The organism is Pseudomonas sp. LBUM1649, from assembly GCF_059716155.1.
Window position 1 is genome coordinate 271,594 of the sequence record NZ_CP166807.1, and the last position, 20,012, is coordinate 291,605.

The following is a 20,012-nucleotide window of genomic DNA, read 5'->3' on the forward strand; positions in this document are numbered from 1 at the left end:
GGCGTAATTCTTGGTACGACTGAAACGGTAGTACAGTTCACCAATATTTCAGAACGAGGAAATCCCATGGCACAAAAAAACGAAGAGGACGACAAAGTCCGGCTCGATAAATGGTTGTGGGCGGCGCGCTTTTACAAAACCCGTGCCTTGGCCAAGGCGGCGATCGAAAGCGGCAAGGTGCACTGCCGGGGTGAACGCTGCAAACCGGGCAAGGAGCCGCGCATTGGCGATGAATTCGTGATTCGCACCGGTTTCGAGGAGCGCACGGTGGTAGTCCAGGCGCTGTCGATCGTGCGCCGTGGTGCTCCCGAAGCACAGACGCTGTATGCCGAAACCGAAGCCAGCATCGCCAAACGCGAAAATGCCGCGGCCGAGCGCAAGGCAGGTGCCTTGGGCGTGAGTACTGATGGCAAACCGAGCAAGAAACAGCGGCGGGATCTGTTCAAGTTTCGTGGCAGCAGCAACGAATGATTGACCGGGGCCACCGGTCACGCCAATCAGGCCAGGACTTGTAATTGCGCCTGTGCGTAGCCATATGAGGTAATTGGTCTGCCGCGCATGTGCCATTCGTCGTAAAGCGCGCACAGCCACCGGCCTCTATGCCACAACCAGGCAGCCATACGCTATAGCCAAGGCGTAACCTCGTTCTGTAACCACTTTTGTCACCACTTCAGATACCAGACTTATGACCGACTTACCGGATAACGACTTTACCCAACGCTTCATCTTCGATGACAGCGACACCCGTGGCGAGATGGTTTCGCTGGAGCTCAGCTACGCTGAAGTCCTGGCCAAACACGCCTATCCGGAGCCGGTTGCGCAACTGCTCGGCGAACTGATGGCGGCCGCAGCGTTGCTGGTTGGCACCTTGAAGTTCGATGGCCTGCTGATCCTTCAGGCCCGCTCCGAAGGCCCGATTCCGTTGCTGATGATCGAGTGCTCCAGCGAGCGCGACATCCGTGGCCTGGCCCGTTACGAGGCTGACCGGATCGCCCCCGACGCCACCCTGGCCGACCTGATGCCGGATGGCTCGCTGACATTGACCATCGACCCAAAGCAGGGCCAGCGCTACCAGGGCGTCGTCGATCTTGACGGCGAAACCTTGTCTGATTGCTTCACCAACTACTTCGTCATGTCTCAGCAGATTGGAACTCGCATCAAGCTCTGCGCCGATGGCCGCCGCGCCCGTGGCCTGTTGCTGCAGCAGCTGCCCGCCGATCGCTTGAAAGACGAGGAAGAACGCGCCGACAGCTGGCAACACCTCACTGCGCTGGCCACCACCCTGACGGCCGATGAGTTGTTGAGCCTGGACAACGAAACCGTGCTCCATCGTCTCTATCACGAAGAGCAGGTTCGTCTGTTCGATGTGCAGAAACTGCGCTTCCGTTGCAGCTGCTCGCGCGAACGTTCAGCCAATGCGCTGGTCAGTCTGGGTATGGAAGACGCGCAAAACCTGGTGCTCGAACACGGTGGTAACATCGAGATCGATTGTCAGTTCTGCAACCAGCAGTACCTGTTCGACGCCGCCGATGTCAGCCAATTGTTCGCCGGCGCGGGTGTCGAGACGCCGTCAGATACCCGGCACTAAAACGGTTCAGCGCAGGTAAATTCACTGGAAAGTGCCGCAATAGCGCCGTTACGACGGGAGGGCCCTACTCTTTTTGGGCTTTTCTGGCATAATCCGGCCCACTTTTTTCGCGGTAGTAGTGCACGACTTTCTACTACAAAACGTTTGGAGCACTCGGCCACTGGCCGACGGGGAACCTCATGACGCAAGCCAATAACGCCGTGTACACCGATCTGAGTGTTGATGATCTGGTTAAAGAAGCCCTCAACCGCGGTGAAGGCGAGCTTGCCGATACCGGCGCACTGGTTGTTCGTACCGGTCACCGTACCGGCCGTTCGCCAGTCGATCGTTTCATCGTTGAAGAGCCGTCCACTTCGGCCGCCATCGCCTGGGGCCCGATCAACCGCAAGTTCCCGGCCGACAAGTTCGATGCCCTGTGGAGCCGCGTAGAAGCATTCAACAACGCGCAAGAGCACTTCGTTTCCCACGTGCATGTAGGTGCAGCTTCCGAGCACTACCTGGCTGTGAAGATGACCACCCAGACCGCCTGGCAGAACCTGTTCGGTCGTTGCCTGTTCATCAACCCGGCTCAGTACAACCCGGCAGGTCGTGAAGAGTGGCAAGTGCTCAACGTTGCCAACTTCGAGTGCGTTCCAGAGCGTGACGGCACCAACTCCGACGGTTGCGTGATCATCAATTTCGCGCAGAAAAAAGTGCTGATCGCTGGCATGCGTTACGCCGGTGAAATGAAGAAAGCCATGTTCTCGGTGCAGAACTTCCTGCTGCCGGCCGCCGACGTGCTGCCAATGCACTGCGCTGCCAACATCGGCGAAGAAGGCGACGTGACCCTGTTCTTCGGTCTGTCCGGTACCGGCAAGACCACCCTGTCCGCCGATGAAAGCCGTTACCTGATCGGTGACGACGAACACGGCTGGGGCGAGGGCGTGGTGTTCAACATCGAAGGCGGTTGCTATGCCAAGTGCATCGACCTGTCCGAGAAGAACGAGCCGGTTATCTGGAAAGCCATCAAGCACGGCGCGGTCCTGGAAAACGTCGTTATCGACGACGCCAAGCACGCCGACTACGCCGATGTCAGCCTGACCCAGAACAGCCGCGCCGCCTACCCGCTGGAGCACGTTGCCAAGCGCTCCGAGAAGAACCTCGGTGGCGAGCCGAACGCTGTAATCTTCCTGACCTGCGACCTGACCGGCGTGCTGCCGCCAGTGTCGATCCTCAACGAAGAACAAGCGGCCTACCACTTCCTGTCCGGCTACACCGCTCTGGTGGGCTCGACCGAAATGGGTTCGGGCAGCGGCATCAAGTCGACCTTCTCCACCTGCTTCGGCGCACCGTTCTTCCCGCGTCCTGCTGGCGAGTACGCAGAGCTGCTGATCAAGCGCATCCGCGGCTTCGGCTCCAAGGTTTACCTGGTCAACACCGGCTGGACCGGCGGTGGCTACGGCGTCGGCAAACGCTTCAACATCCCGACCACCCGCGCGGTGATCGCAGCGATCCAGAGCGGCGCCCTGATCGGTACCGAAACCGAGCACCTGGACACCATCAACCTCGATGTGCCAGTGGCCGTACCGGGCGTTGAAACTGGCCTGCTGAACCCACGCAACACCTGGGCCGACAAGCCATCCTACGACGAAGCCGCCAAGGCACTGGCCGGCCTGTTCATCGAGAACTTCAAGAAGTTCGAAGTGAGCGACGCGATCAAGGCTGCTGGTCCGAAGTTGTAAGTGTTGGTTTGATGTAATGAAAAAGCCGTCCTTCGGGGCGGCTTTTTTGTGGGCGACGGCTCAGGTTTTCAGGTGCAGCACAAATGCCTACCAGAAAATCCGTGCCGCCCCACAGCAAGGCGGCCAACAAGCCCATCAATACGTCTCCACGCAATGTCCTTATCGTTATGCGCCGCGGACGTTACAGGCCTTCGAGCTCCCGGGTGTCCCAGCGTTGAGCCTTGATCGCTCGGTAGAGCATGCCGATGGTCAATGGTTCCTTGTCGCCGCGACCCTTGGCTTTGCGCTTGAGAAATACATCGTAGCCTTCGGGTTGAAAATAGCGGTAGCTGTCGTAGTCCACGAAATCGATGGCGAAGTGGTCTTCCAGGGTTTCGATTAAATGCTGTGCATCGGCGCCGTTGCAGTTCAGGTCGAAATTGATCGAGGTGGTGAGGCTGATGGTTTTGCGTTCGGGGAAGCCGAGTTCTTCGTGTAGTAGCTGGATGAGCAGGTGCAGGGTGGGGTCGTCGGGGAGGTTGGGGGCGAGGTTCATTGCGTAAGCCCCGCCAATCGAAATGCAGGCGCCATGTTGTCCTGTTCACGTTTCGATAGACGCAGTGCCCGCGCTAGCGTTGGCCATTGGCTGACAACCTCTTTGAAGCGGTCGATGATGTTTTCTACATCCGCACGACTGACCCGAAAATACTCCGCCACTTCCCGGGCCAACTCCAGATCCAGGGCATTGTCGGTATCGGTGATGTTGAGCTTCAAGCCGTCAGCGTGGGCTACCGGATTCATGTCATAGGCAGCAGACAATCGCCATCCCCGACCTGGATCAAGGATAAAACCATGGTTACGCAGGTGATCGTCGGTGTTGGAGACCAGGATGTTGAACACAATTCGAGACCACAACTCTCGTAGGTCAGCGTTGGTTTCCGAGCCGTGTTCCATGAGCACTTCGGCCAACTCAAGGTAGCTTGCGCCGACTGACGCATCGTCACCGTCCACGCGATCAGTCATGGTCATGGCTGAAGCAAAATGCAGTCGGCCACCCCGTTCGGTGCGATCGAAGCGCTTGACCATGAAACAGTGATGATCGCTGGCGTAGCGTCGGGCAATACCGGTCGCAACTCGTAGGCCACAGTGATTGGCCAAGGCATTCACCACCAGTTCCCAAGCGCCAATGTCATAGTCATCGCGGGTACTGGGAAACTTGGCAATCCACAAGTGACGGTGCTCGTCTGCAACGCTGGCCTTGGGGCGGGCCCCACCCAGCGAACCTCCGGGTGCGATCAGCATTCTTAGCCATTCACGACCATCGAGGGAAGTGTTGTCCGGATCATTTTCCAAAGCGCGGCTTGCTTGTTCCAGCGCCCGCAACTCGATGAAAGGTGGGGCGGCCACACCATCATGATCATCGAGAAAATTACCTTCGTCATTGAGCTTGTAGCGGATCGCACCGACCCGATAGACGTCATGTACCCCTAACAGGAAATCTGACTCGAAGAGCTTGCTGCCTTTGGCAACCAAACCGTCGCGAACATCTCGCTCCAGTCGCCGCTTCATCAGCAGTTGACCCCAGCGATCCGGGCTTGAATCAGCGAATACGCCAAATCGGCTTTGATGCTGACCAGGGAACTGACGACCTTCATAGAGCCCGATTCGAGGGTCCAGCGGTGTGAAGTTCAACTCGGGATCTGCCAGCGCAGCGGTGTCGTACTCAAACTCGAAGACGTCCGTGGATCGGGCTTTTCGGGCATGCAGGAAACCGAGACGTCTGGGGCCATTCAAGGATTCCCAATCGGCATACACCGCAATCTGCGTCATTTTTCACCTGTCGTGGGCTTGGTTTTTTTCTTGGTCAACAAATTGGAAAGTGTGTGGGTATTGAAGGGGAAGTCGGCGGATAGATCTGCTGTGTGTGTGGCACTTTCAATCACGTCAGAGTCTTTTTCCTGAATCGAAGAAGATTTTTTTACTGGGCTCATCCTGCGTGCTCGCCGGTTCGCGCGCGCGGTGGAGGTTGACCCGGGTTTCAGTTGTGCATCCTGCAATTGACGTCCCACTTCATCGGTTGCAGCCAGTTTGCTCAAGTCTTTTTCCAAGCCCAGTACTTGCATGACAGACAGGTAGGCCCCAATGGTCACTCCTGAACCCCCAGACTCCAGAGAGCGCAAGGTTGTCAGCGACATGCCTGATCTCTCGGCGACTTGCTTGGCTGTGAGCTTGCGGCGCAGGCGAGCTAACTTCAGCCGCTCCCCGAACTCGGCAAGCAATCTGGACGCGGAGGGCAAGAGTGGCGCAGTCTTCTTGGCCATATGCCAATATTCCTTCACTTTTTTGTCTTAACTGCCAGAATAATAGCACTATGAAAGAAGAGCATCGCGTTGTCTTGAGAGCGTCAGCACTGCAATAAAAGATTTGTGGGGCTCACATTTACACTGCCATTATTCCAGCTGAAATACGTGGAAACAGCCAGAATAATGCCAGTTAGTGCGAGTGTTCTTCAGCCGGTGAGTTTCGGCAGGCGTTGCCGGGCGATGTCGAGCAGGTCGTTGCCATCCTGGGTCAGCAGGTACAGTGCATTGACGATGTTGGGGATGTCGCTGGCGTCGGCCTGTTTGAAGCACAGGCAGTACAAGGTTTCCAGCAGGTCGCTGGCGGCGCGGATGCGTTGGCGGGCGGCGTCGAGGATTTCCAGGGGGTCGGCCTCGGTGTCGATCATTAGCACCGGTGTTTCGCTGTTACTGGATTTGAGCGGGCGATAGCGGTCGGCCAGTGGATCGGGGTTGTTCATCGAGGTGGGTCCTGTGCGAAATCGGCAAGTGTGCCCGGCAGGCCGAGACACTTTTTCAGCTGCGCCGGAAACTATAGAGGCGCGTGTTGCGGTGCGACAAGACGGCTCTGATGGACAGGTTTTGTAGGGCTTTTATTGTTTTTTGAGGAAGAGCCCTACAGGTTGATTGAGTATTTTTGCTATGAGCCTGCTACTGGTTAAAATTCCTACGGGGATGTCGGCTTCGGCGAGGCAGACTTCGACAGAGGGCGTGTCAGAAACCGTAGGGCATTTCGATTTTGTGGTGCCGAACGACCCATACAGACTTACTTGGTCAGGACCTTCGGCGCCGGACGCGATGCCGCTTCCAGATCCATTAATCCTCTACCGTACGCTTCACTGTTGGCATAGATGCCAGTCCGGTTCGCCGTCGCCAGCAGACGCTCGCGTACTTGCTGCGCAGTGAGCTCGGGGTAACGGCTTTGCAATGCCGCCAATGCTCCGCTGACCAGCGCGGCAGCAGGCGAGGTGCCTGCCGTCTGGGTGTATTTGCCATCCTTGTTGGTGGTCAGCAGGCCTTGCCCTGCACCGGAGTCGCCGCCCGGTACGGCAATGCACCAGTCTGCCGCCACGCCACAATAGTTGGATTTGGCATTGATGGCGCTGCCGTCGCTTTTCAGCGCAACCACCGCGATCCAGCCTTTTTCCAGTTCGGGTATGGCGACAGGTAAGCCGGGTTCAGCCAAGGGCTCTCGTTTCAGTTCATTGCCGGTAGGGAAAACAAATACGGCACCGTCCTCAACCAGTTTCCGTACGGTAACCAGTGATTGCGGCATGACTTGCTTGTAGCGCGCCTCGTTGATTTCGGTCGACGGAATGGCGTTGGCCCAAGAGTTGTTGAAAATGCGCGTGCCCTTGTCGAAACCTGCTTGCCAGGACTGAGCGATTTCACTGTCGAAGAAAAAGGGTTCGTTGTCGTCGCCAAAGCGATAGGGAATCAGCTGTGCGTTGAACGCGACGCCGTGCATGCCCTGATCATCCTTGTTGGCTGCGAGAATGCCGGCCATCTGGGTGCCGTGGCCGACCCGGTCAACGGTGCCGACCTGATTCTCGACATAGTCAAAACCCGGGTCACGAGCCTTCCTTGAAATTCCGGCAGGCTGCTGTTCAGACCCGAATCGATCAGTGCGACAGCCACACCCTGGCCGGTTCCGCCGCGGGCATAAAGACTTGATGCGTTGACAATCGCCAGACCTTTTTGGGCTTGATACTCCGGCGTTTCGAATGCGGCAGTGTCAAGGGAAGGTTTTTCCGGGACGGTCAGGCATCCGCTTAACAGCACGGGCAACGCCAGCACGAGGGCGAATGGTAAACAGGATGTTTGGGACATGATCGTTCCTTGATAAAGATCCGCGTATCTCAGGCTTTCTGCATGATGAACACCTGGCGGAGGTTGATAGAGGTAAACCATACCGGTTGACAGAAGGTTGGCGTCAGTTGGCAAAGTGCCTCGTGTGTATCAACCTGTGGCCAAGGATCGGTGGGTTGGAACGCTGTATCATCCCGTATCGTTTCTGCCCCCGACCTTTTCTCGATTCGCTGCGATCGCCGGCTAGGCTTTGCTAATCGCAGCAGTCAACGGAGTGACAGCTTATGCACAACACCCTGGAACAGGTTTTCGGTTATCCACAGTTTCGGCCTGGCCAGGAGGCAGCGGTCAGCGCGGTGCTGGCGGGGCGCTCGGCGGCGGCGATTTTCCCCACCGGTTCCGGCAAGTCCCTTTGCTATCAGCTGTCGGCCGTATTGCTGCCGCACCTGACGCTGGTGGTCTCGCCATTGCTGGCGTTGATGCAGGATCAGTTGGCGTTCCTGCAACGCCACGGCATTGCGGCAGGCAGTATCGATTCGGCCCAGAGCCGCGATGACGCCAGCGATGTCATGGTCCGTGCCAAGTCAGGCGAACTGAAAATCCTGATGATCTCCGTGGAGCGCCTGAAGAACGAGCGTTTTCGTAATTTCCTGCAGCAGGTGCCGATCTCGCTGCTGGTGGTGGACGAGGCGCACTGTATCTCCGAATGGGGGCATAACTTTCGCCCGGATTATCTCAAGCTTCCGGACTATCAGCGCCAGTTCAACATCCCCCAGGTGTTGTTGCTGACCGCCACCGCGACCCCGAAAGTGATCGCCGACATGCAGGCGAAATTCGCCATCGAACCTGACGACGTGGTGACCACCGGTTTCTATCGGCCGAACCTAAACCTGTGGGTGGAGCCGGTTCGCGGCCAGGACAAGCGCCGACGCCTGGTGGAATGGATGAGCCAGCGCCCCGGCCAGCCGAGCATTGTCTACGTCACCCTGCAGAAAACCGCCGAGCACATTGCTGAACACCTGCAGCGCAATGGCATTCAGGCCGAGGCCTATCACGCCGGTTTGCCCCACGAGCAACGCGACGGCATCCAGAAGCGTTTCATGGGCGGGCAGTCCAATTGCATCGTCGCCACCATCGCCTTCGGCATGGGCATCGACAAGAGCGACATCCGTAACGTGGTGCATTTCGACCTGCCCAAATCCATCGAAAACTACAGCCAGGAAATCGGCCGTGCCGGGCGAGACGGGCAGCCATCGGACTGCCTGGTGCTGGCCAATCGCGACAGCCTTAACGTGCTGGAAAACTTCGTCTACGGCGATACGCCTGAACTGGACGGCATCCGCTGCGTGCTCGACGAGATGCAGGCCGCCGCGCCCGAAGGACAATGGGAGTTTCTGCTGGGGCCGCTGGCGGACCAGAGCAACATCCGCCAGCTGCCGCTCAAGACCTTGCTGGTTCAGCTGGAGCTTCGTGGCTTGATCGCTCCGCGTTATGCCTACTACGCCGAATACCGGTTCAAGTATCTGCAGGAGCCCGAAGCATTGCTCGCTCGCTTCGAGGGTGAACGCAGGGATTTCGTCGCGGCGATCATCCAGACATCCAGCCGTGCGCGTACCTGGGCCACGGTGAATTTCGATGCGCTGTATGAACAGCATCAGGCCGAGCGCAGTCGGGTGGTCAAGGCGCTGGATTATTTCCAGGAAAAGGGCTGGGTCGAGCTTGAAAGCAAGCTGATGACCGAAGTCTACAGCCTGCTGCAAACCGGTTTCGACAGTGTCGCGTTGAGTGAAGCGCTGCACGCCGGTTTCACTCGGCATGAACAGACCGAGATTGCGCGGATTCACGCCATGCTGGATCTGTTCGCCACCGACCGCTGTCTGGGTTATCGCCTGGCCGCGTATTTCGGCGACGAAAATGCGCCGCGCCAGTGCGGGCATTGCTCGGTTTGCCACGGGCAAGTGGCGCGGCTGCCAGCACCGCCGGCGTTACCGGCGCTTGTGGATAAAGATTTCGAGGCATTGTGTAGCGATTTTATCCACAGGCATGAGCAATACACTGGAGGGTTGCCGTCGGCCGAGCGCGTGACGCGATTTTTATGCGGGATCAGTGTGCCGCTGTTTACCAAGCTCAAGGTGCGGACGATTTCGGGGTTTTCGGCGTTGGAAGATTATCCGTATGCCGAGGTGCGGGGATGGGCCGAGGCACACCTCTAATCGGTGTCTGGGAGCGCATCCATCCGCTGAATGTTGCTCATCACAGGAATAAATTTCAAAAAGGTGTGGCGGCTGACTATGGTGAAGGCTGTCTTCGGATCTCCAACAAGAGAACAAAACATGAGCCAGACACCGTTCGATATTCAGCGCGCAGCCGTCATCGGCGCGGGCACCATGGGCCGGGGCATTGTCATGTGCCTGGCCAACGCCGGGGTGGCGGTGCAATGGGTCGATAACAATCCGCAGATGCTTGAACAGGCACTGGTCACCGTGGCGGACACCTATGCACATAGTGTTCGGCAGGAACGCATCGATCAGGTCGAGGCCGATGCCCGCATCGCGCGGGTCACGGCGGCCGCCGATTATGCGGCCATCCGTGATGTCGATCTGGTCATCGAAGCCGTCTACGAAAACCTCGAACTCAAGCAGGCCATCTTCCGCGAACTGGACGGCTTGCTCAAACCTGAAGCCATTCTGGCCAGTAACACGTCGGCACTGGACATCGACGCCATCGCCGCGGTGACTGGCCGCCCACAACAGGTCCTGGGTCTGCACTTCTTCAGCCCGGCACACATCATGAAACTGCTGGAAATCGTCCGGGGTGCCCAGACTGCACCGGCGATCATCGATGCTGCACTGGCGTTGGGCAAGCGCATGGGCAAGGTCAGCGTGGTGTCGGGTAATTGCGACGGCTTCATCGGCAACCGCATGCTCAATACCTACGTGCTGGAGGCCCGAAAAATGCTGCTGGAGGGCGCTTACCCCTACCAGGTCGATGCGGCGCTGCAAGGCTTCGGCTTCGCGATGGGGCCATTCCGTATGTTCGACGTGGTCGGCGTCGATCTGCAATGGCGCGCCCGGCAACTGTCTGGTGTGGGGCAGGATGCGCCAGAGGTGCAGGTGGATAATCGTCTGTGTGAGCAGGGCCGTTTCGGTCAGAAGAGTGGCAACGGCTACTACCACTATGAGCCGGGCAGTCGCCAGGCTGAACACGATCCGCAGGTGGATGCGCTGGTACTGGAAGTCAGCGATTGGCTGGGCTTTCATCGCCGCGAGATAAGCCCGGAGGAGATTCTGGAGCGCTGCCTGCTGGCATTGGTCAACGAGGGCGCGAAGATTCTTCAGGAAGGGATCGCCGGATCGGCCCACGACATCGATCTGGTGTACCTCAACGGATACGGGTTCCCGGCGGACAAGGGCGGGCCGATGGCCTGGGCGGATCAGCAGGGGTTGGCGGATATTCATCAGCGGCTGTTGGCGCTTGAGACTCGCCAGGGTGATCACTGGAGCCCGGCGCGGTTGATTGGTGAATTGGCGGCGGTAGGTAGAAGGTTTACTGATAGGTGATTGATTTGGCGCCTGCGAGGGCGCCATCGCGAGCAGGCTCGCTCCCACAGTTGATCTTCAGGGAACACAAATTTTATGTACGACTAAGACCCCTGTGGGAGCGAGCCTGCTCGCGAAGAACGATAACGCGGTTTTCGCCTTAGACTGGCGAACACACTCAGGAATCAACGCTGATGCCCCAACGCTCCGAATATCCGCACTTCCAACCGATCACCACACGCTGGCACGACAACGACGCCTACGGTCACGTCAACAACGTCACCTACTACAGCTTTTTCGACACGGCAGTGAACACCTACCTGATCGAAGTCGGCGGCCTGGATATCCACGATGGCGAGGTGGTGGGTTTCGTGGTGAGTTCGGCCTGCGATTACTTTGCTTCCATCGCGTTCCCGGACCGGATCGAGGTCGGCCTGCGAGTGGGTAAGCTGGGTAACAGCTCGGTGCAGTATGAGCTGGCGGTGTTCAAGGTCGGGGAAGATGAGGCCTGTGCCGCCGGGCGCTTTGTGCATGTGTTTGTCAACCGGGCATCGAATCAGCCGGTGGCGATTCCGACCGGATTGCGCAGTGCGATGGAACGTCTGGTGCTTTAAAGCAGGCAAAAAAATCGCAGCCCTCGGGCTGCGATTTTTATCTGTCAGCGAAACCGTTCCGGTTTCAATGACGGTGGCGGTAGTACTTCTTGTGATGCTTGCGATGGCCATAATGATGGCCACGATCGTGATGGCCGTCACGGTAGTAGCGACGATCACCACGACGATCATCGTCGTCATCATCATCGCTCTTGTTGCCCATGTAGTTACCCAGCGCGCCACCGGCGCCGCCGCCTGCTGCGGAGCCGATCAGGCTGCCGGTGGTGCCGCCCATGCTGCGGCCGACCACGTTACCGCCTGCTGCGCCCAACGCACCACCAATGGCCGCTTCGCCACGGCTGCGTTTGTCTGCGCCGACTGCGCTACCACCCGCGCCGCCCAGGGCCGCGCCGATGGTGGAACCTGTATTGCCGCCAATCGATTGGCCGACGACCGAGCCCAAAACCCCGCCCAATGCGCCGCCCACACCTGCTTCGGTGGTGCCGCCAGCAGAGGCCATACCACTGACCAGGCCAAGGGACAACAAGAGAATCGAGGAGAACTTCATGGAGGAACCTCAAGGGGATGACGACGCGATCCTGAGGCTGTGTAATAGGTGTGACAATCGAAATCCGACGAGTAACACGACTTGAGCACATTTCTATAAGTTGCTGTTTTTTGGGCGGAACTTAACGGCTTTTCGCCGGTCTTTAGTTACTTCGGATAGGCCGTTTTTATGAAAAAACGGCCTTTTTGTGGGGCGTTTTTTTGGAAAGGGCGGAAGACTGCCGAGACCTGCATTGGCAGGTCGGACGCTATCGCGAGCAAGCTTTGCTCCTACGGATTTTTCGCCGTTCACATGCTGTAGGAGCAAAGCTTGCTCGCGATGAGGCCGGTTCAGGCGCAGCGTTACGCCGACTTCGCCAAGATCAATCCGGTCTCACTGGCCGCTTCCAACCGGATCGCCACGAACTTCGACGTCGGCGTATGACTGCCATCCCCGGTGCTTTCCAGCGGCACCAGCGGATTCACCTCCGGATAGTACGCCGCCGCTTGCCCCGCCGGGATATCAAATGCCAGCAGCGTGAAGCCCTTCACCCGACGCTCAAGTCCGTCATCCCAGATCGACACGATGTCAGCCTTCTGCCCCGGCTTGAAGCCCAGGCGAATGATGTCGGCTTCGTTGACGAATAGCACGTCACGCTGCCCCTTCACCCCGCGATAACGGTCATTAAGGCCATAGATCGTGGTGTTGTACTGATCGTGGGAGCGCATCGATTGCATGATCAGGTCCGGCAGCACACCGGTAGCACGGGTGCGTTCGTGCACCAGGTCTTTGGGCAGCGCGTTAGCACGGAAATTGGCCCGTCCGGATGCGGTGTTCCACTTGCGCGCACCGGCGCTGTTGCCCAGGTAGAAGCCGCCTGGGTTCTTGACCCTCTCGTTGAAGTCTATGAAGCCTGGAATGGTTTCGGCAATCAGGTCGCGGATGCGCCCGTAATCAGCCACCAGCCAGTTCCAGTCCACCGGGTGGTTGCCCAGAGTTGCCGCCGCGATGCCGGCCAGGATCGCCGGTTCCGAGCGCATCTGGTTCGACAGCGGCTGCAACTGACCGTTGGAGGCGTGGACCATGCTGAACGAATCTTCGACGGTCACCGCTTGCGCGCCTTCGGTCTGGATGTCGATATCGGTCCGGCCCAGGCACGGCAGGATCAGGGCGTCTTTACCGTGAGTCAGGTGGCTGCGGTTGAGCTTGGTGCTGATCTGCACGGTCAGGTCGCAGTTGCGCAGGGCCTGGAAGGTGCGCGGGCTGTCCGGGGTGGCTTGAGCGAAGTTGCCTCCCAGGCCGATGAAGACTTTGGCCCGACCTTCGGCCATGGCATGAATCGCCTCTACCACGTTGTGGCCGTTTTCGCGCGGCACCTTGAACTGGAAGCGACGTTCCAGGGAATCGAGGAATGCCACGGGCGGCCGTTCGTTGATGCCCATGGTCCGGTCGCCCTGCACGTTGCTGTGGCCACGCACCGGGCACAGGCCGGCGCCTGGCCGACCGATGTTGCCGCGCAGCAACATCAGGTTGGCGATTTCCTGGATGGTCGCTACCGAATGGCGATGCTGGGTAATGCCCATCGCCCAGCACATGATGACGTTCTTGCCCTTGGCGTACATGCGCGCCGCTCGCTCGATCTCAACCAGGGGCAGGCCGGACTGCTCGACGATCTGTTGCCATGGGGTTTCGTCGATGGCGGTCAGGTAGTCCAGGACATTGACGCTGTGTTCATTAAGGAAGGCGTGATCGAACACCGCAGGCTCGCCCGCTTTCTGTGCGTCGCGCTCCCATTGCAGCAGGAACTTCGCCATGCCACGCATGATCGCCATGTCGCCGCCCAGTGCCGGACGGAAGTACGCGGTGTTGGTCGGTTTGTCGCCGTTGGTGAGCATTTCGATCGGATGTTGCGGGTGCTGGAAGCGCTCCAGGCCGCGCTCTTTCAGCGGGTTGATGCACACCACTTGCGCGCCGCGTTTCACCGCTTCACGCAACGGTTCGAGCATCCGTGGATGGTTGGTGCCGGGGTTCTGGCCCCAGACGAAAATCGCATCGGCGTGTTCGAAGTCGTCGAAGGTCACGGTGCCTTTGCCGACGCCGACACTTTGTGCCAATGCCACGCCGCTGGCTTCGTGGCACATGTTCGAACAGTCGGGGAAGTTGTTGGTGCCGTAGGCGCGCACGAACAGCTGGTACAAAAAAGCCGCTTCGTTACTGGCGCGGCCCGAGGTGTAAAACTCGGCCTGATTCGGGCTCGACAACCTGCGTAGATGCTTGGCGATCAGGGCAAAGGCATCGTCCCAACTGATGGGTTGATAACGATCTGTTTCAGCGTTGTAGCTCAATGGCTCGGTCAGCCGGCCCTGATACTCGAGCCAGTAATCGCTTTGCTCCAGCAGCGAAGTGACGCTGTGCTTGGCGAAAAATTTGCCGTCGACGCGGCGTTTGGTCGCTTCCCAGTTCACCGCTTTGGCGCCGTTTTCGCAGAACATCACCATGCCGCCTTCGTTGGAATCGCCCCAGGCGCAACCGGGGCAGTCGAAGCCGCCGTTCTTGTTGGTCTTGAGCATCATGCGCAGGTTTTTCAGTGCGTTGTCGCTGGTCAACCAGGCCTGGGCGACGCTGATCAGTGCGCCCCAACCTCCGGCCGCGCCTTTGTAGGGCTTGTAGCGAGGGACGGGTTTCTGGTCGGCTTGACGGTGTTGACTCACGCTTGGTTCTCCAACGCTGGGCTGTAGACCCGCGGCGCATTTTTTTGTGGCAGATGGATGAGATTGAGGTTGTGGCGACGCGCCCATTGCACGGCGAGCCCAGTGGGCGATGACAGGCTGACCAGGGTCTGGATACCGGCGCGCAAGACTTTCTGGATCAATTCGAGGCTGCATCGACTGGTGACAATCGCCAGTCCGCCAGCCGTTGGAATGTTCTGGCGGATCAAGCCGCCGATCAATTTGTCGAGGGCGTTGTGCCGGCCGATATCTTCACGGCCCAGCAACAGTTGGCCCTGATCGTTCATGAACACGGCCGCGTGCACCGCCCCGCTGTGCTGGCCAAGCGGCTGGAACGCGCCGATGCGCTGGCGCAGGCCGTCGAGCCATTCGGCTGGTGGCAGGGGTGCGCCGGGCAATACCTCGAGCTCGGGCAATGCCTGCTCGACCGCTTCCACGCCGCAGAGCCCGCAACCGCTGGTACCGGCCAGTTGCCGACGCTGTTGCTTGAGGTTCCAGAACGCGCGATTGGCGATGGTCACTTGCGCGTACTGCGCCGAGCCCGAGCCGCTGAGTTGCAGGTCATAGATGTCCGAGGCGTCCTGGATAATGCCGCTGCCCAGGCTGAAGCCGACGATGAAGTCTTCCAGGTCCGTGGGCGTCACCAGCATCACCGCCTGGCTGATGCCGTTATAGGCAATCGCCAGTGCGACTTCCTCGGCCAGCGCGGTGCTGGCCGACTCCGAGTGCTCAAGGTTGCTGTAGCTGTATGTTTGGCTGGCGGCGGGCGCGGGCGTTTCGAGGGCAGGCGCCGCGCAGGCTGGGCGCTTGGCGTTCATGGCATCACCGAGGGTTTGATCAGCTTTAAGACTAGGCGTGGCAACTTGTCGCGTCTAATCGCTATTACTGATCTACCGATAGATGCCGTCGATCAAGTGCCGATCAATGATTGTTGATAAATCGCGAAACAAGCTTCCGCCAAGGCCGAGCGTGGCGCGCTGCGCCGCATGATCAGCCCCAGTCGACCGAGGGTCTGGGCGTTTTCGATCGGTTGCAGGCGCAGATGTTCGGTCAGTCCTTCCAGGCCTCCGTCCAACGGCATCACGGCGCAGCACAAGCCGCCATGCACAGCTTGTAACAGTTGATGCACGGCATCGGTTTGCAACAAAGGCTGTGGGTTGAGGCCGCGGCTATGGAAGTTGTGGTCGATGGATTGGCGAAAGTGCATGCCGCTGGTGAGCATGCCCAGCGGCAATTCGATCAACGATTCCCAGCTCAGCGGCGCTTCGCCGAAGGTAAAGAAACGCTGATCGTAGAGCAGGCCCATGCGGGTTTCACTGAAGGTCAGGGAATCGAAGCGCTCGGCATCCAGGCGTTCGAGGTAGGACACGCCGAGGTCCAGGCGATTGTTCGCCAGTTGTTCGAGGATCTGCTCGGAACTCAGCGCCGAGAGTTCGAAGCGCAGGTTCGGGTGTTCCGCGTGCAGGCGTTGCAGCAGCGGCAAGGGATCGAAGCTCGACAGCGGCACGACGCCCAGGCGCAAGGTGCCGACCAGGTTGCCGCGACAGGCAGCCGCTTCGGCGTACAAGCCGTCATAGGCCGCCAAAACGGTGCGCGCCCAGGCCAGGACCCGCTCGCCAGGTGCGGTGAAGCCTTCGAAGCGCTGGCCGCGATTGACCAGCGGCAGATCGAGTTCTTCTTCGAGGCTGCGTAGGCGCATGGACAGGGTCGGCTGGGTAATGTGGCAGCGTGCGGCGGCCTGGCCGAAATGGCGGGTTTCGTCCAGAGCGATGAGGAATTTCAGCTGCTTGATGTCCATCTTCGCTCCTGGGTGCGGGAAGGGGCCGATTCTATCGCAAGCGGCGTCATTGGTCGGGTTGCATTCGCAAATGACTGCCGTGGTCTAGGCTTTTGCGTCTGGAACCCGAAACCCAAGGAGAGCGAAACGATGAGCCTGTTCAGTTTTCTAAAAGAAGCCGGTGAAAAAATCCTCGACGCGTTGACGCCGGACAAGGCCGAAGCCAACAGCGAGGCGTTGACCAAGCATATGAAGGATGCGCTGACGGGAATCGACACTTCCAAGATTCAGGTGAAGGTCGAGGGCGAGAAAATCATTGCTACCGGCGAAGCCGCCAGCCAGGAAGAGAAAGAAAAAATTCTTCTGGCGCTGGGTAACGTGGCCGGTATTAGTGGTGTTGATGACCAGATCACCGTGACCGGACCGGTTGCCACACCGGCGAAGTTTGTCACCGTCGAAAAAGGCGACACGCTTAGCGCAATCTCCAAGCGTGTGTATGGTGATCCCAACAAGTATCAGAAGATCTTCGAAGCCAACAAACCGATGCTCAAGGACCCGAACAAGATCTATCCAGGGCAGTCATTGCGAATTCCTGAGTAACCCTCAAGACCGCTTTCGCGAGCAGGCTCGCTCCCACATTTGATCTGCAGTGAACACAGCATTTGTGCACGACGCAAATCCAGTGTGGGAGCGAGCCTGCTCGCGAAGCAGGCAACTCGGTCTCAAAGCCCCGCAATCAAATCCCGATAGTCCCCAACCGCCGCAAATTCCTCCGTGTCCTTGAGCCCTTTGCGGCTGTCCGGCTCTTTCACCGCCAACAAATGAGCCACCCCGAACTCCCGCGCACTGCGCAGGATCGGCAGGGTGTCGTCGATAAACAGGCAACGCGCCGGGTCAAAGTCGATGTCGGCCTGCAAGGCATCCCAAAACTGCGGGTTTTCCTTGGGGAAACCGTAATCGTGGGAGCTGATCATGCGCTCGAAATACGGTGCCAGCTCGATTCTTTCCAGCTTCAATGACAGCGAATCGCGGTGCGCATTGGTGATCAACACCACGCGCTTGCCTGCCCGCTTGATTGCTGCCAGAAAGGTGTCCGCATCCGGGCGCAGGGCGATCAGATGAGCGGTTTCCAGTTTCAGTTCGCGCACAGGCAGTTTCAGTTCGGCACTCCAGAAATCCAGGCAGTACCACTGCAGCTGACCGGCATTGCGTTCAAACAGGGGCTGCAACTCCATCTCGGCCATGGCCCGGCTCACCCCGTGCCATTGGGCATAACGCTCTGGCAGGTGCTCCAGCCAGAAATGGTTGTCGAAGTGCAAGTCCAGCAGCGTGCCGTCCATGTCCAGCAGAACGGTATCGATGTCGCGCCAGGGCAGCAGGGACATAAAAACTTCTCCAGCGGTAAAAAAAGGTATCCGGGGACAACAATCAGGATAGGCCGGGTATAGTAACCCGCTATCGCCCAGGAGCCGCTCATGCGCCAGAAACCCACCATCCTCGCCCGCGAGATTGTCGCCACCAGCCGTTTGTTCTGCGTCGAGGAACTGAAGTTGCGTTTTTCCAATGGCGTGGAACGTACCTATGAGCGGTTGGTCGGCAAGGGCGCGGGCTATGGCGCCGTGATGATCGTGGCGATGCTCGATGCGGACCATGCCGTACTGGTCGAGGAGTACTGCGGCGGTACCGATGAATACGAATTCTCGCTGCCCAAAGGCTTGATCGAGCCGGGCGAGGACGTTTTGGCGGCAGCCGAGCGCGAGCTCAAGGAAGAGGCCGGTTTTGGCGCGCGGCAGCTGGAACATCTGACCGAGCTGTCGTTGTCACCGGGTTACATGAGCCAGAAAATCCAGGTGGTGTTGGCCACTGACCTGTACGAAGAACGCCTGGAAGGTGACGAACCGGAGCCGATGGGCATGGACAAGGTCAACCTGCGCGAGTTGTCGGCGCTGGCGCAGAACCCGAAGTTCACCGAAGGCCGTGCCTTGGCGGCCTTGTACCTGGCCCGTGACCTGCTGACCCAGCGAGGGGTGTTTCAGCCATGAATTTTCCCCATCCATTGATGGCGTCGGCGGTCGAGCTGGCATTGAAGGCCGGCGAGGCGATCCTGCCGTTCTGGCGTACCGGCACGGCGGTGACCGCCAAGGCTGACGATTCGCCGGTCACCGCCGCCGACCTTGCCGCCCACCATGTGATTCTGGCCGGGCTGACCGCGCTGGACCCGAGCATTGCGGTGTTGTCCGAAGAAGACGCCAACATCCCGCAAAGCGTACGCGCCGGATGGCAGCGCTGGTGGTTGGTGGACCCGCTGGACGGCACCAAGGAATTTATTTCCGGCAGCGAAGAGTTCACCGTCAACATCGCGCTGATCGAGCAGGGGCGCGTGGTATTTGGCGTGGTTTCGATGCCGACTAACGGGCGTTTCTATGTCGGTGGTGCCGGGCTCGGCGCGTGGCGTTGCGATCAAGGTGGTACGCCCGTGGCGATTCAGGTGCGTGATGTGCCGGCCCCCGGCCAATCGTTCACCGTGGTTGCCAGTCGTCGCCATTCCAGTCCGGAGCAGGAACGCTTGCTGGCCGGGTTGAGCGCCAGCCTGGGTGAACTGGAACTTGCCAATATCGGCAGCTCTCTGAAGTTCTGCCTGTTGGCCGAAGGGGCGGCGGATTGTTATCCACGGCTGGCGCCGACTTCGCAGTGGGACACGGCGGCGGCGCAAGGGGTGCTGGAAGGGGCGGGTGGCGAGGTGCTGGACCTGAATGGAGCACCGTTCTGTTATCCGGCGCGGGAATCGCTGCTGAACGAATTTTTCCTGGCATTGCCGGCCAAGGCTGCGTGGCGGGAACAGTTGTTGGCGCTGGCGCGAAGTTAAGATCAAAAGATCGCAGCCTGCGGCAGCTCCTACAGGGGTTATGCGTACAGGCTGCTATCTTTTGCTTTACCGGTGCAGCACGTACTGCCCGACAAACTTCACCGCATCCTCATCGCTGCCCGCATTGACCACTCGCGTATGCAGGGTCAGGCGCGCGCGGCCATAACGTTCATACATCGCCAGAAACTTCTTCCACACCTGCGCACTCGGCGCCTGGCAAATCGCGTTGGCATCACCCGTCACCGGCAGTGGATAACTGATCTGCCCCTCCTGAATCACAATGTGCCCGTCGGTGATGCCTGCTTCTTTGAGGCGCAGGTGAAGCCAGCCCCAACCGGCCAGTACAGCGCCACAATACAGGCTGCCGCCGAACATGGTGCTCTTGTGGTTGACGTTGGCGTCCAGCGGCAAGTACAGGCGCAGTTGTTGTTCGTGCCAGTCGAGCACCTTGAGGCCCATGTCCCGGGTGAGGGGAATGTCGTGATGGAGGACGGATTCCAGTTGGCGACTGTCGCGGCTCATTCA

20 protein-coding genes and 1 pseudogene are annotated in these 20,012 nt (G+C 59.2%); 9 read left to right on the forward strand and 12 right to left on the reverse strand.

The window, feature by feature from the left end; all coding sequences use genetic code 11:
- Positions 1 to 66 precede the first annotated feature (66 nt).
- From ACA058_RS01165 to ACA058_RS01175, 3 genes are all read left to right on the forward strand, one after another.
- Positions 67 to 471 carry an RNA-binding S4 domain-containing protein gene (locus ACA058_RS01165; protein ID WP_274075090.1) on the forward strand — a complete coding sequence of 135 codons (405 nt, stop codon included), beginning with the start codon at positions 67 to 69 and terminating at the stop codon, positions 469 to 471.
- A gap of 214 nt (positions 472 to 685) precedes the next feature.
- Positions 686 to 1,588: an Hsp33 family molecular chaperone HslO gene (hslO, locus tag ACA058_RS01170; RefSeq protein ID WP_497637472.1), complete on the forward strand. Its 903-nt coding sequence runs from the start codon at positions 686 to 688 to the stop codon at positions 1,586 to 1,588.
- A 179-nt stretch (positions 1,589 to 1,767) separates the two neighbouring features.
- Positions 1,768 to 3,309, forward strand: coding sequence for a phosphoenolpyruvate carboxykinase (locus ACA058_RS01175; protein WP_497637473.1), 1,542 nt, complete (start codon positions 1,768 to 1,770; stop codon positions 3,307 to 3,309).
- On the opposite strand, the gene ACA058_RS01180 is transcribed toward ACA058_RS01175, so the two are convergent.
- The 6 genes and pseudogenes from ACA058_RS01180 to ACA058_RS01205 form a co-directional block, all read right to left on the reverse strand.
- Entirely contained in the window at positions 3,284 to 3,445 is a 162-nt protein-coding gene (locus ACA058_RS01180) for a hypothetical protein (protein ID WP_497637474.1), read from the reverse strand. The two genes, ACA058_RS01175 and ACA058_RS01180, sit on opposite strands and share 26 nt — an antisense overlap.
- Positions 3,446 to 3,490: 45 nt before the next feature.
- On the reverse strand, positions 3,491 to 3,844 hold the full coding sequence (locus ACA058_RS01185) for a DUF1493 family protein (RefSeq protein WP_497637475.1): 354 nt from the start codon (positions 3,842 to 3,844) through the stop codon (positions 3,491 to 3,493).
- The gene (locus ACA058_RS01190; RefSeq protein WP_497637476.1) at positions 3,841 to 5,118 is read right to left on the reverse strand and encodes a type II toxin-antitoxin system HipA family toxin; all 1,278 of its coding nucleotides are present in this window, start codon (positions 5,116 to 5,118) and stop codon (positions 3,841 to 3,843) included. Before ACA058_RS01190 ends, ACA058_RS01185 begins: the two co-directional genes overlap by 4 nt.
- Positions 5,115 to 5,609, reverse strand: a complete 495-nt coding sequence (locus tag ACA058_RS01195; protein ID WP_497637477.1) for a helix-turn-helix domain-containing protein — start codon at positions 5,607 to 5,609, stop codon at positions 5,115 to 5,117. The genes ACA058_RS01190 and ACA058_RS01195 overlap by 4 nt, the downstream gene beginning before the upstream one ends.
- Positions 5,610 to 5,797: 188 nt before the next feature.
- Entirely contained in the window at positions 5,798 to 6,088 is a 291-nt protein-coding gene (locus ACA058_RS01200) for a hypothetical protein (RefSeq protein ID WP_497637478.1), read from the reverse strand.
- A 305-nt stretch (positions 6,089 to 6,393) separates the two neighbouring features.
- Positions 6,394 to 7,457, reverse strand: a pseudogene (locus ACA058_RS01205) (S8 family peptidase).
- 263 nt (positions 7,458 to 7,720) lie between these two features.
- Here ACA058_RS01205 and ACA058_RS01210 point away from each other — a divergent pair.
- The 3 genes from ACA058_RS01210 to ACA058_RS01220 all read left to right on the forward strand — a co-directional run bounded on the left by ACA058_RS01210 (position 7,721) and on the right by ACA058_RS01220 (position 11,589).
- Positions 7,721 to 9,649 carry a RecQ family ATP-dependent DNA helicase gene (locus ACA058_RS01210; RefSeq protein ID WP_497637479.1) on the forward strand — a complete coding sequence of 643 codons (1,929 nt, stop codon included), beginning with the start codon at positions 7,721 to 7,723 and terminating at the stop codon, positions 9,647 to 9,649.
- A 120-nt stretch (positions 9,650 to 9,769) separates the two neighbouring features.
- Positions 9,770 to 10,996 (forward strand): 3-hydroxyacyl-CoA dehydrogenase, encoded by a 1,227-nt coding sequence (locus ACA058_RS01215; RefSeq protein ID WP_497637480.1) that lies wholly within the window; start codon positions 9,770 to 9,772, stop codon positions 10,994 to 10,996.
- 173 nt (positions 10,997 to 11,169) lie between these two features.
- Positions 11,170 to 11,589 carry an acyl-CoA thioesterase gene (locus ACA058_RS01220; protein ID WP_497637481.1) on the forward strand — a complete coding sequence of 140 codons (420 nt, stop codon included), beginning with the start codon at positions 11,170 to 11,172 and terminating at the stop codon, positions 11,587 to 11,589.
- A gap of 64 nt (positions 11,590 to 11,653) precedes the next feature.
- Here ACA058_RS01220 and ACA058_RS01225 read toward each other — a convergent pair whose 3' ends face one another.
- The 4 genes from ACA058_RS01225 to ACA058_RS01240 all read right to left on the reverse strand — a co-directional run bounded on the left by ACA058_RS01225 (position 11,654) and on the right by ACA058_RS01240 (position 16,642).
- Positions 11,654 to 12,136: a glycine zipper domain-containing protein gene (locus ACA058_RS01225; RefSeq protein WP_497637482.1), complete on the reverse strand. Its 483-nt coding sequence runs from the start codon at positions 12,134 to 12,136 to the stop codon at positions 11,654 to 11,656.
- Positions 12,137 to 12,477: 341 nt separating this feature from the next.
- A complete protein-coding gene (locus ACA058_RS01230) occupies positions 12,478 to 14,826 on the reverse strand; it encodes an FdhF/YdeP family oxidoreductase (protein ID WP_497637483.1) in 2,349 nt (782 codons plus the stop codon).
- Positions 14,823 to 15,662, reverse strand: a complete 840-nt coding sequence (fdhD, locus tag ACA058_RS01235) for a formate dehydrogenase accessory sulfurtransferase FdhD (RefSeq protein WP_497637484.1) — start codon at positions 15,660 to 15,662, stop codon at positions 14,823 to 14,825. The genes ACA058_RS01230 and fdhD overlap by 4 nt, the downstream gene beginning before the upstream one ends.
- Before the next feature lie 92 nt (positions 15,663 to 15,754).
- A complete protein-coding gene (locus ACA058_RS01240; RefSeq protein ID WP_497637485.1) occupies positions 15,755 to 16,642 on the reverse strand; it encodes a LysR family transcriptional regulator in 888 nt (295 codons plus the stop codon).
- Positions 16,643 to 16,771: 129 nt separating this feature from the next.
- Here ACA058_RS01240 and lysM point away from each other — a divergent pair, with 129 nt between their 5' ends.
- A complete protein-coding gene (gene lysM, locus ACA058_RS01245; RefSeq protein ID WP_497637486.1) occupies positions 16,772 to 17,221 on the forward strand; it encodes a peptidoglycan-binding protein LysM in 450 nt (149 codons plus the stop codon).
- A 122-nt stretch (positions 17,222 to 17,343) separates the two neighbouring features.
- Here the strand turns inward: lysM and yrfG are convergent, their stop codons facing one another.
- Positions 17,344 to 18,006: a GMP/IMP nucleotidase gene (gene yrfG, locus ACA058_RS01250; RefSeq protein WP_497637487.1), complete on the reverse strand. Its 663-nt coding sequence runs from the start codon at positions 18,004 to 18,006 to the stop codon at positions 17,344 to 17,346.
- 90 nt (positions 18,007 to 18,096) lie between these two features.
- Here yrfG and nudE point away from each other — a divergent pair, with 90 nt between their 5' ends.
- On the forward strand, positions 18,097 to 18,663 hold the full coding sequence (gene nudE / locus ACA058_RS01255) for an ADP compounds hydrolase NudE (protein WP_459730723.1): 567 nt from the start codon (positions 18,097 to 18,099) through the stop codon (positions 18,661 to 18,663).
- A complete protein-coding gene (cysQ, locus tag ACA058_RS01260; RefSeq protein ID WP_497637488.1) occupies positions 18,660 to 19,487 on the forward strand; it encodes a 3'(2'),5'-bisphosphate nucleotidase CysQ in 828 nt (275 codons plus the stop codon). Before nudE ends, cysQ begins: the two co-directional genes overlap by 4 nt.
- Positions 19,488 to 19,553: 66 nt before the next feature.
- Here the strand turns inward: cysQ and ACA058_RS01265 are convergent, their stop codons facing one another.
- The gene (locus tag ACA058_RS01265) at positions 19,554 to 20,009 is read right to left on the reverse strand and encodes a thioesterase domain-containing protein (RefSeq protein ID WP_497637489.1); all 456 of its coding nucleotides are present in this window, start codon (positions 20,007 to 20,009) and stop codon (positions 19,554 to 19,556) included.
- Between the last annotated feature and the right edge of the window lie 3 nt (positions 20,010 to 20,012).

What these genes read in the sequence shown, in the direction of transcription:
- ACA058_RS01165 (WP_274075090.1), top strand. Translation starts at nt 67, where the DNA reads ATGGCACAAAAAAACGAAGAGGACGACAAAGTCCGGCTCGATAAATGG.
- hslO (WP_497637472.1), top strand. Translation starts at nt 686, where the DNA reads ATGACCGACTTACCGGATAACGACTTTACCCAACGCTTCATCTTCGAT.
- ACA058_RS01175 (WP_497637473.1), top strand. Translation starts at nt 1,768, where the DNA reads ATGACGCAAGCCAATAACGCCGTGTACACCGATCTGAGTGTTGATGAT.
- ACA058_RS01180 (WP_497637474.1), bottom strand. Translation starts at nt 3,445, where the DNA reads ATGGGCTTGTTGGCCGCCTTGCTGTGGGGCGGCACGGATTTTCTGGTA.
- ACA058_RS01185 (WP_497637475.1), bottom strand. Translation starts at nt 3,844, where the DNA reads ATGAACCTCGCCCCCAACCTCCCCGACGACCCCACCCTGCACCTGCTC.
- ACA058_RS01190 (WP_497637476.1), bottom strand. Translation starts at nt 5,118, where the DNA reads ATGACGCAGATTGCGGTGTATGCCGATTGGGAATCCTTGAATGGCCCC.
- ACA058_RS01195 (WP_497637477.1), bottom strand. Translation starts at nt 5,609, where the DNA reads ATGGCCAAGAAGACTGCGCCACTCTTGCCCTCCGCGTCCAGATTGCTT.
- ACA058_RS01200 (WP_497637478.1), bottom strand. Translation starts at nt 6,088, where the DNA reads ATGAACAACCCCGATCCACTGGCCGACCGCTATCGCCCGCTCAAATCC.
- ACA058_RS01210 (WP_497637479.1), top strand. Translation starts at nt 7,721, where the DNA reads ATGCACAACACCCTGGAACAGGTTTTCGGTTATCCACAGTTTCGGCCT.
- ACA058_RS01215 (WP_497637480.1), top strand. Translation starts at nt 9,770, where the DNA reads ATGAGCCAGACACCGTTCGATATTCAGCGCGCAGCCGTCATCGGCGCG.
- ACA058_RS01220 (WP_497637481.1), top strand. Translation starts at nt 11,170, where the DNA reads ATGCCCCAACGCTCCGAATATCCGCACTTCCAACCGATCACCACACGC.
- ACA058_RS01225 (WP_497637482.1), bottom strand. Translation starts at nt 12,136, where the DNA reads ATGAAGTTCTCCTCGATTCTCTTGTTGTCCCTTGGCCTGGTCAGTGGT.
- fdhD (WP_497637484.1), bottom strand. Translation starts at nt 15,662, where the DNA reads ATGAACGCCAAGCGCCCAGCCTGCGCGGCGCCTGCCCTCGAAACGCCC.
- ACA058_RS01240 (WP_497637485.1), bottom strand. Translation starts at nt 16,642, where the DNA reads ATGGACATCAAGCAGCTGAAATTCCTCATCGCTCTGGACGAAACCCGC.
- lysM (WP_497637486.1), top strand. Translation starts at nt 16,772, where the DNA reads ATGAGCCTGTTCAGTTTTCTAAAAGAAGCCGGTGAAAAAATCCTCGAC.
- yrfG (WP_497637487.1), bottom strand. Translation starts at nt 18,006, where the DNA reads ATGTCCCTGCTGCCCTGGCGCGACATCGATACCGTTCTGCTGGACATG.
- nudE (WP_459730723.1), top strand. Translation starts at nt 18,097, where the DNA reads ATGCGCCAGAAACCCACCATCCTCGCCCGCGAGATTGTCGCCACCAGC.
- cysQ (WP_497637488.1), top strand. Translation starts at nt 18,660, where the DNA reads ATGAATTTTCCCCATCCATTGATGGCGTCGGCGGTCGAGCTGGCATTG.
- ACA058_RS01265 (WP_497637489.1), bottom strand. Translation starts at nt 20,009, where the DNA reads ATGAGCCGCGACAGTCGCCAACTGGAATCCGTCCTCCATCACGACATT.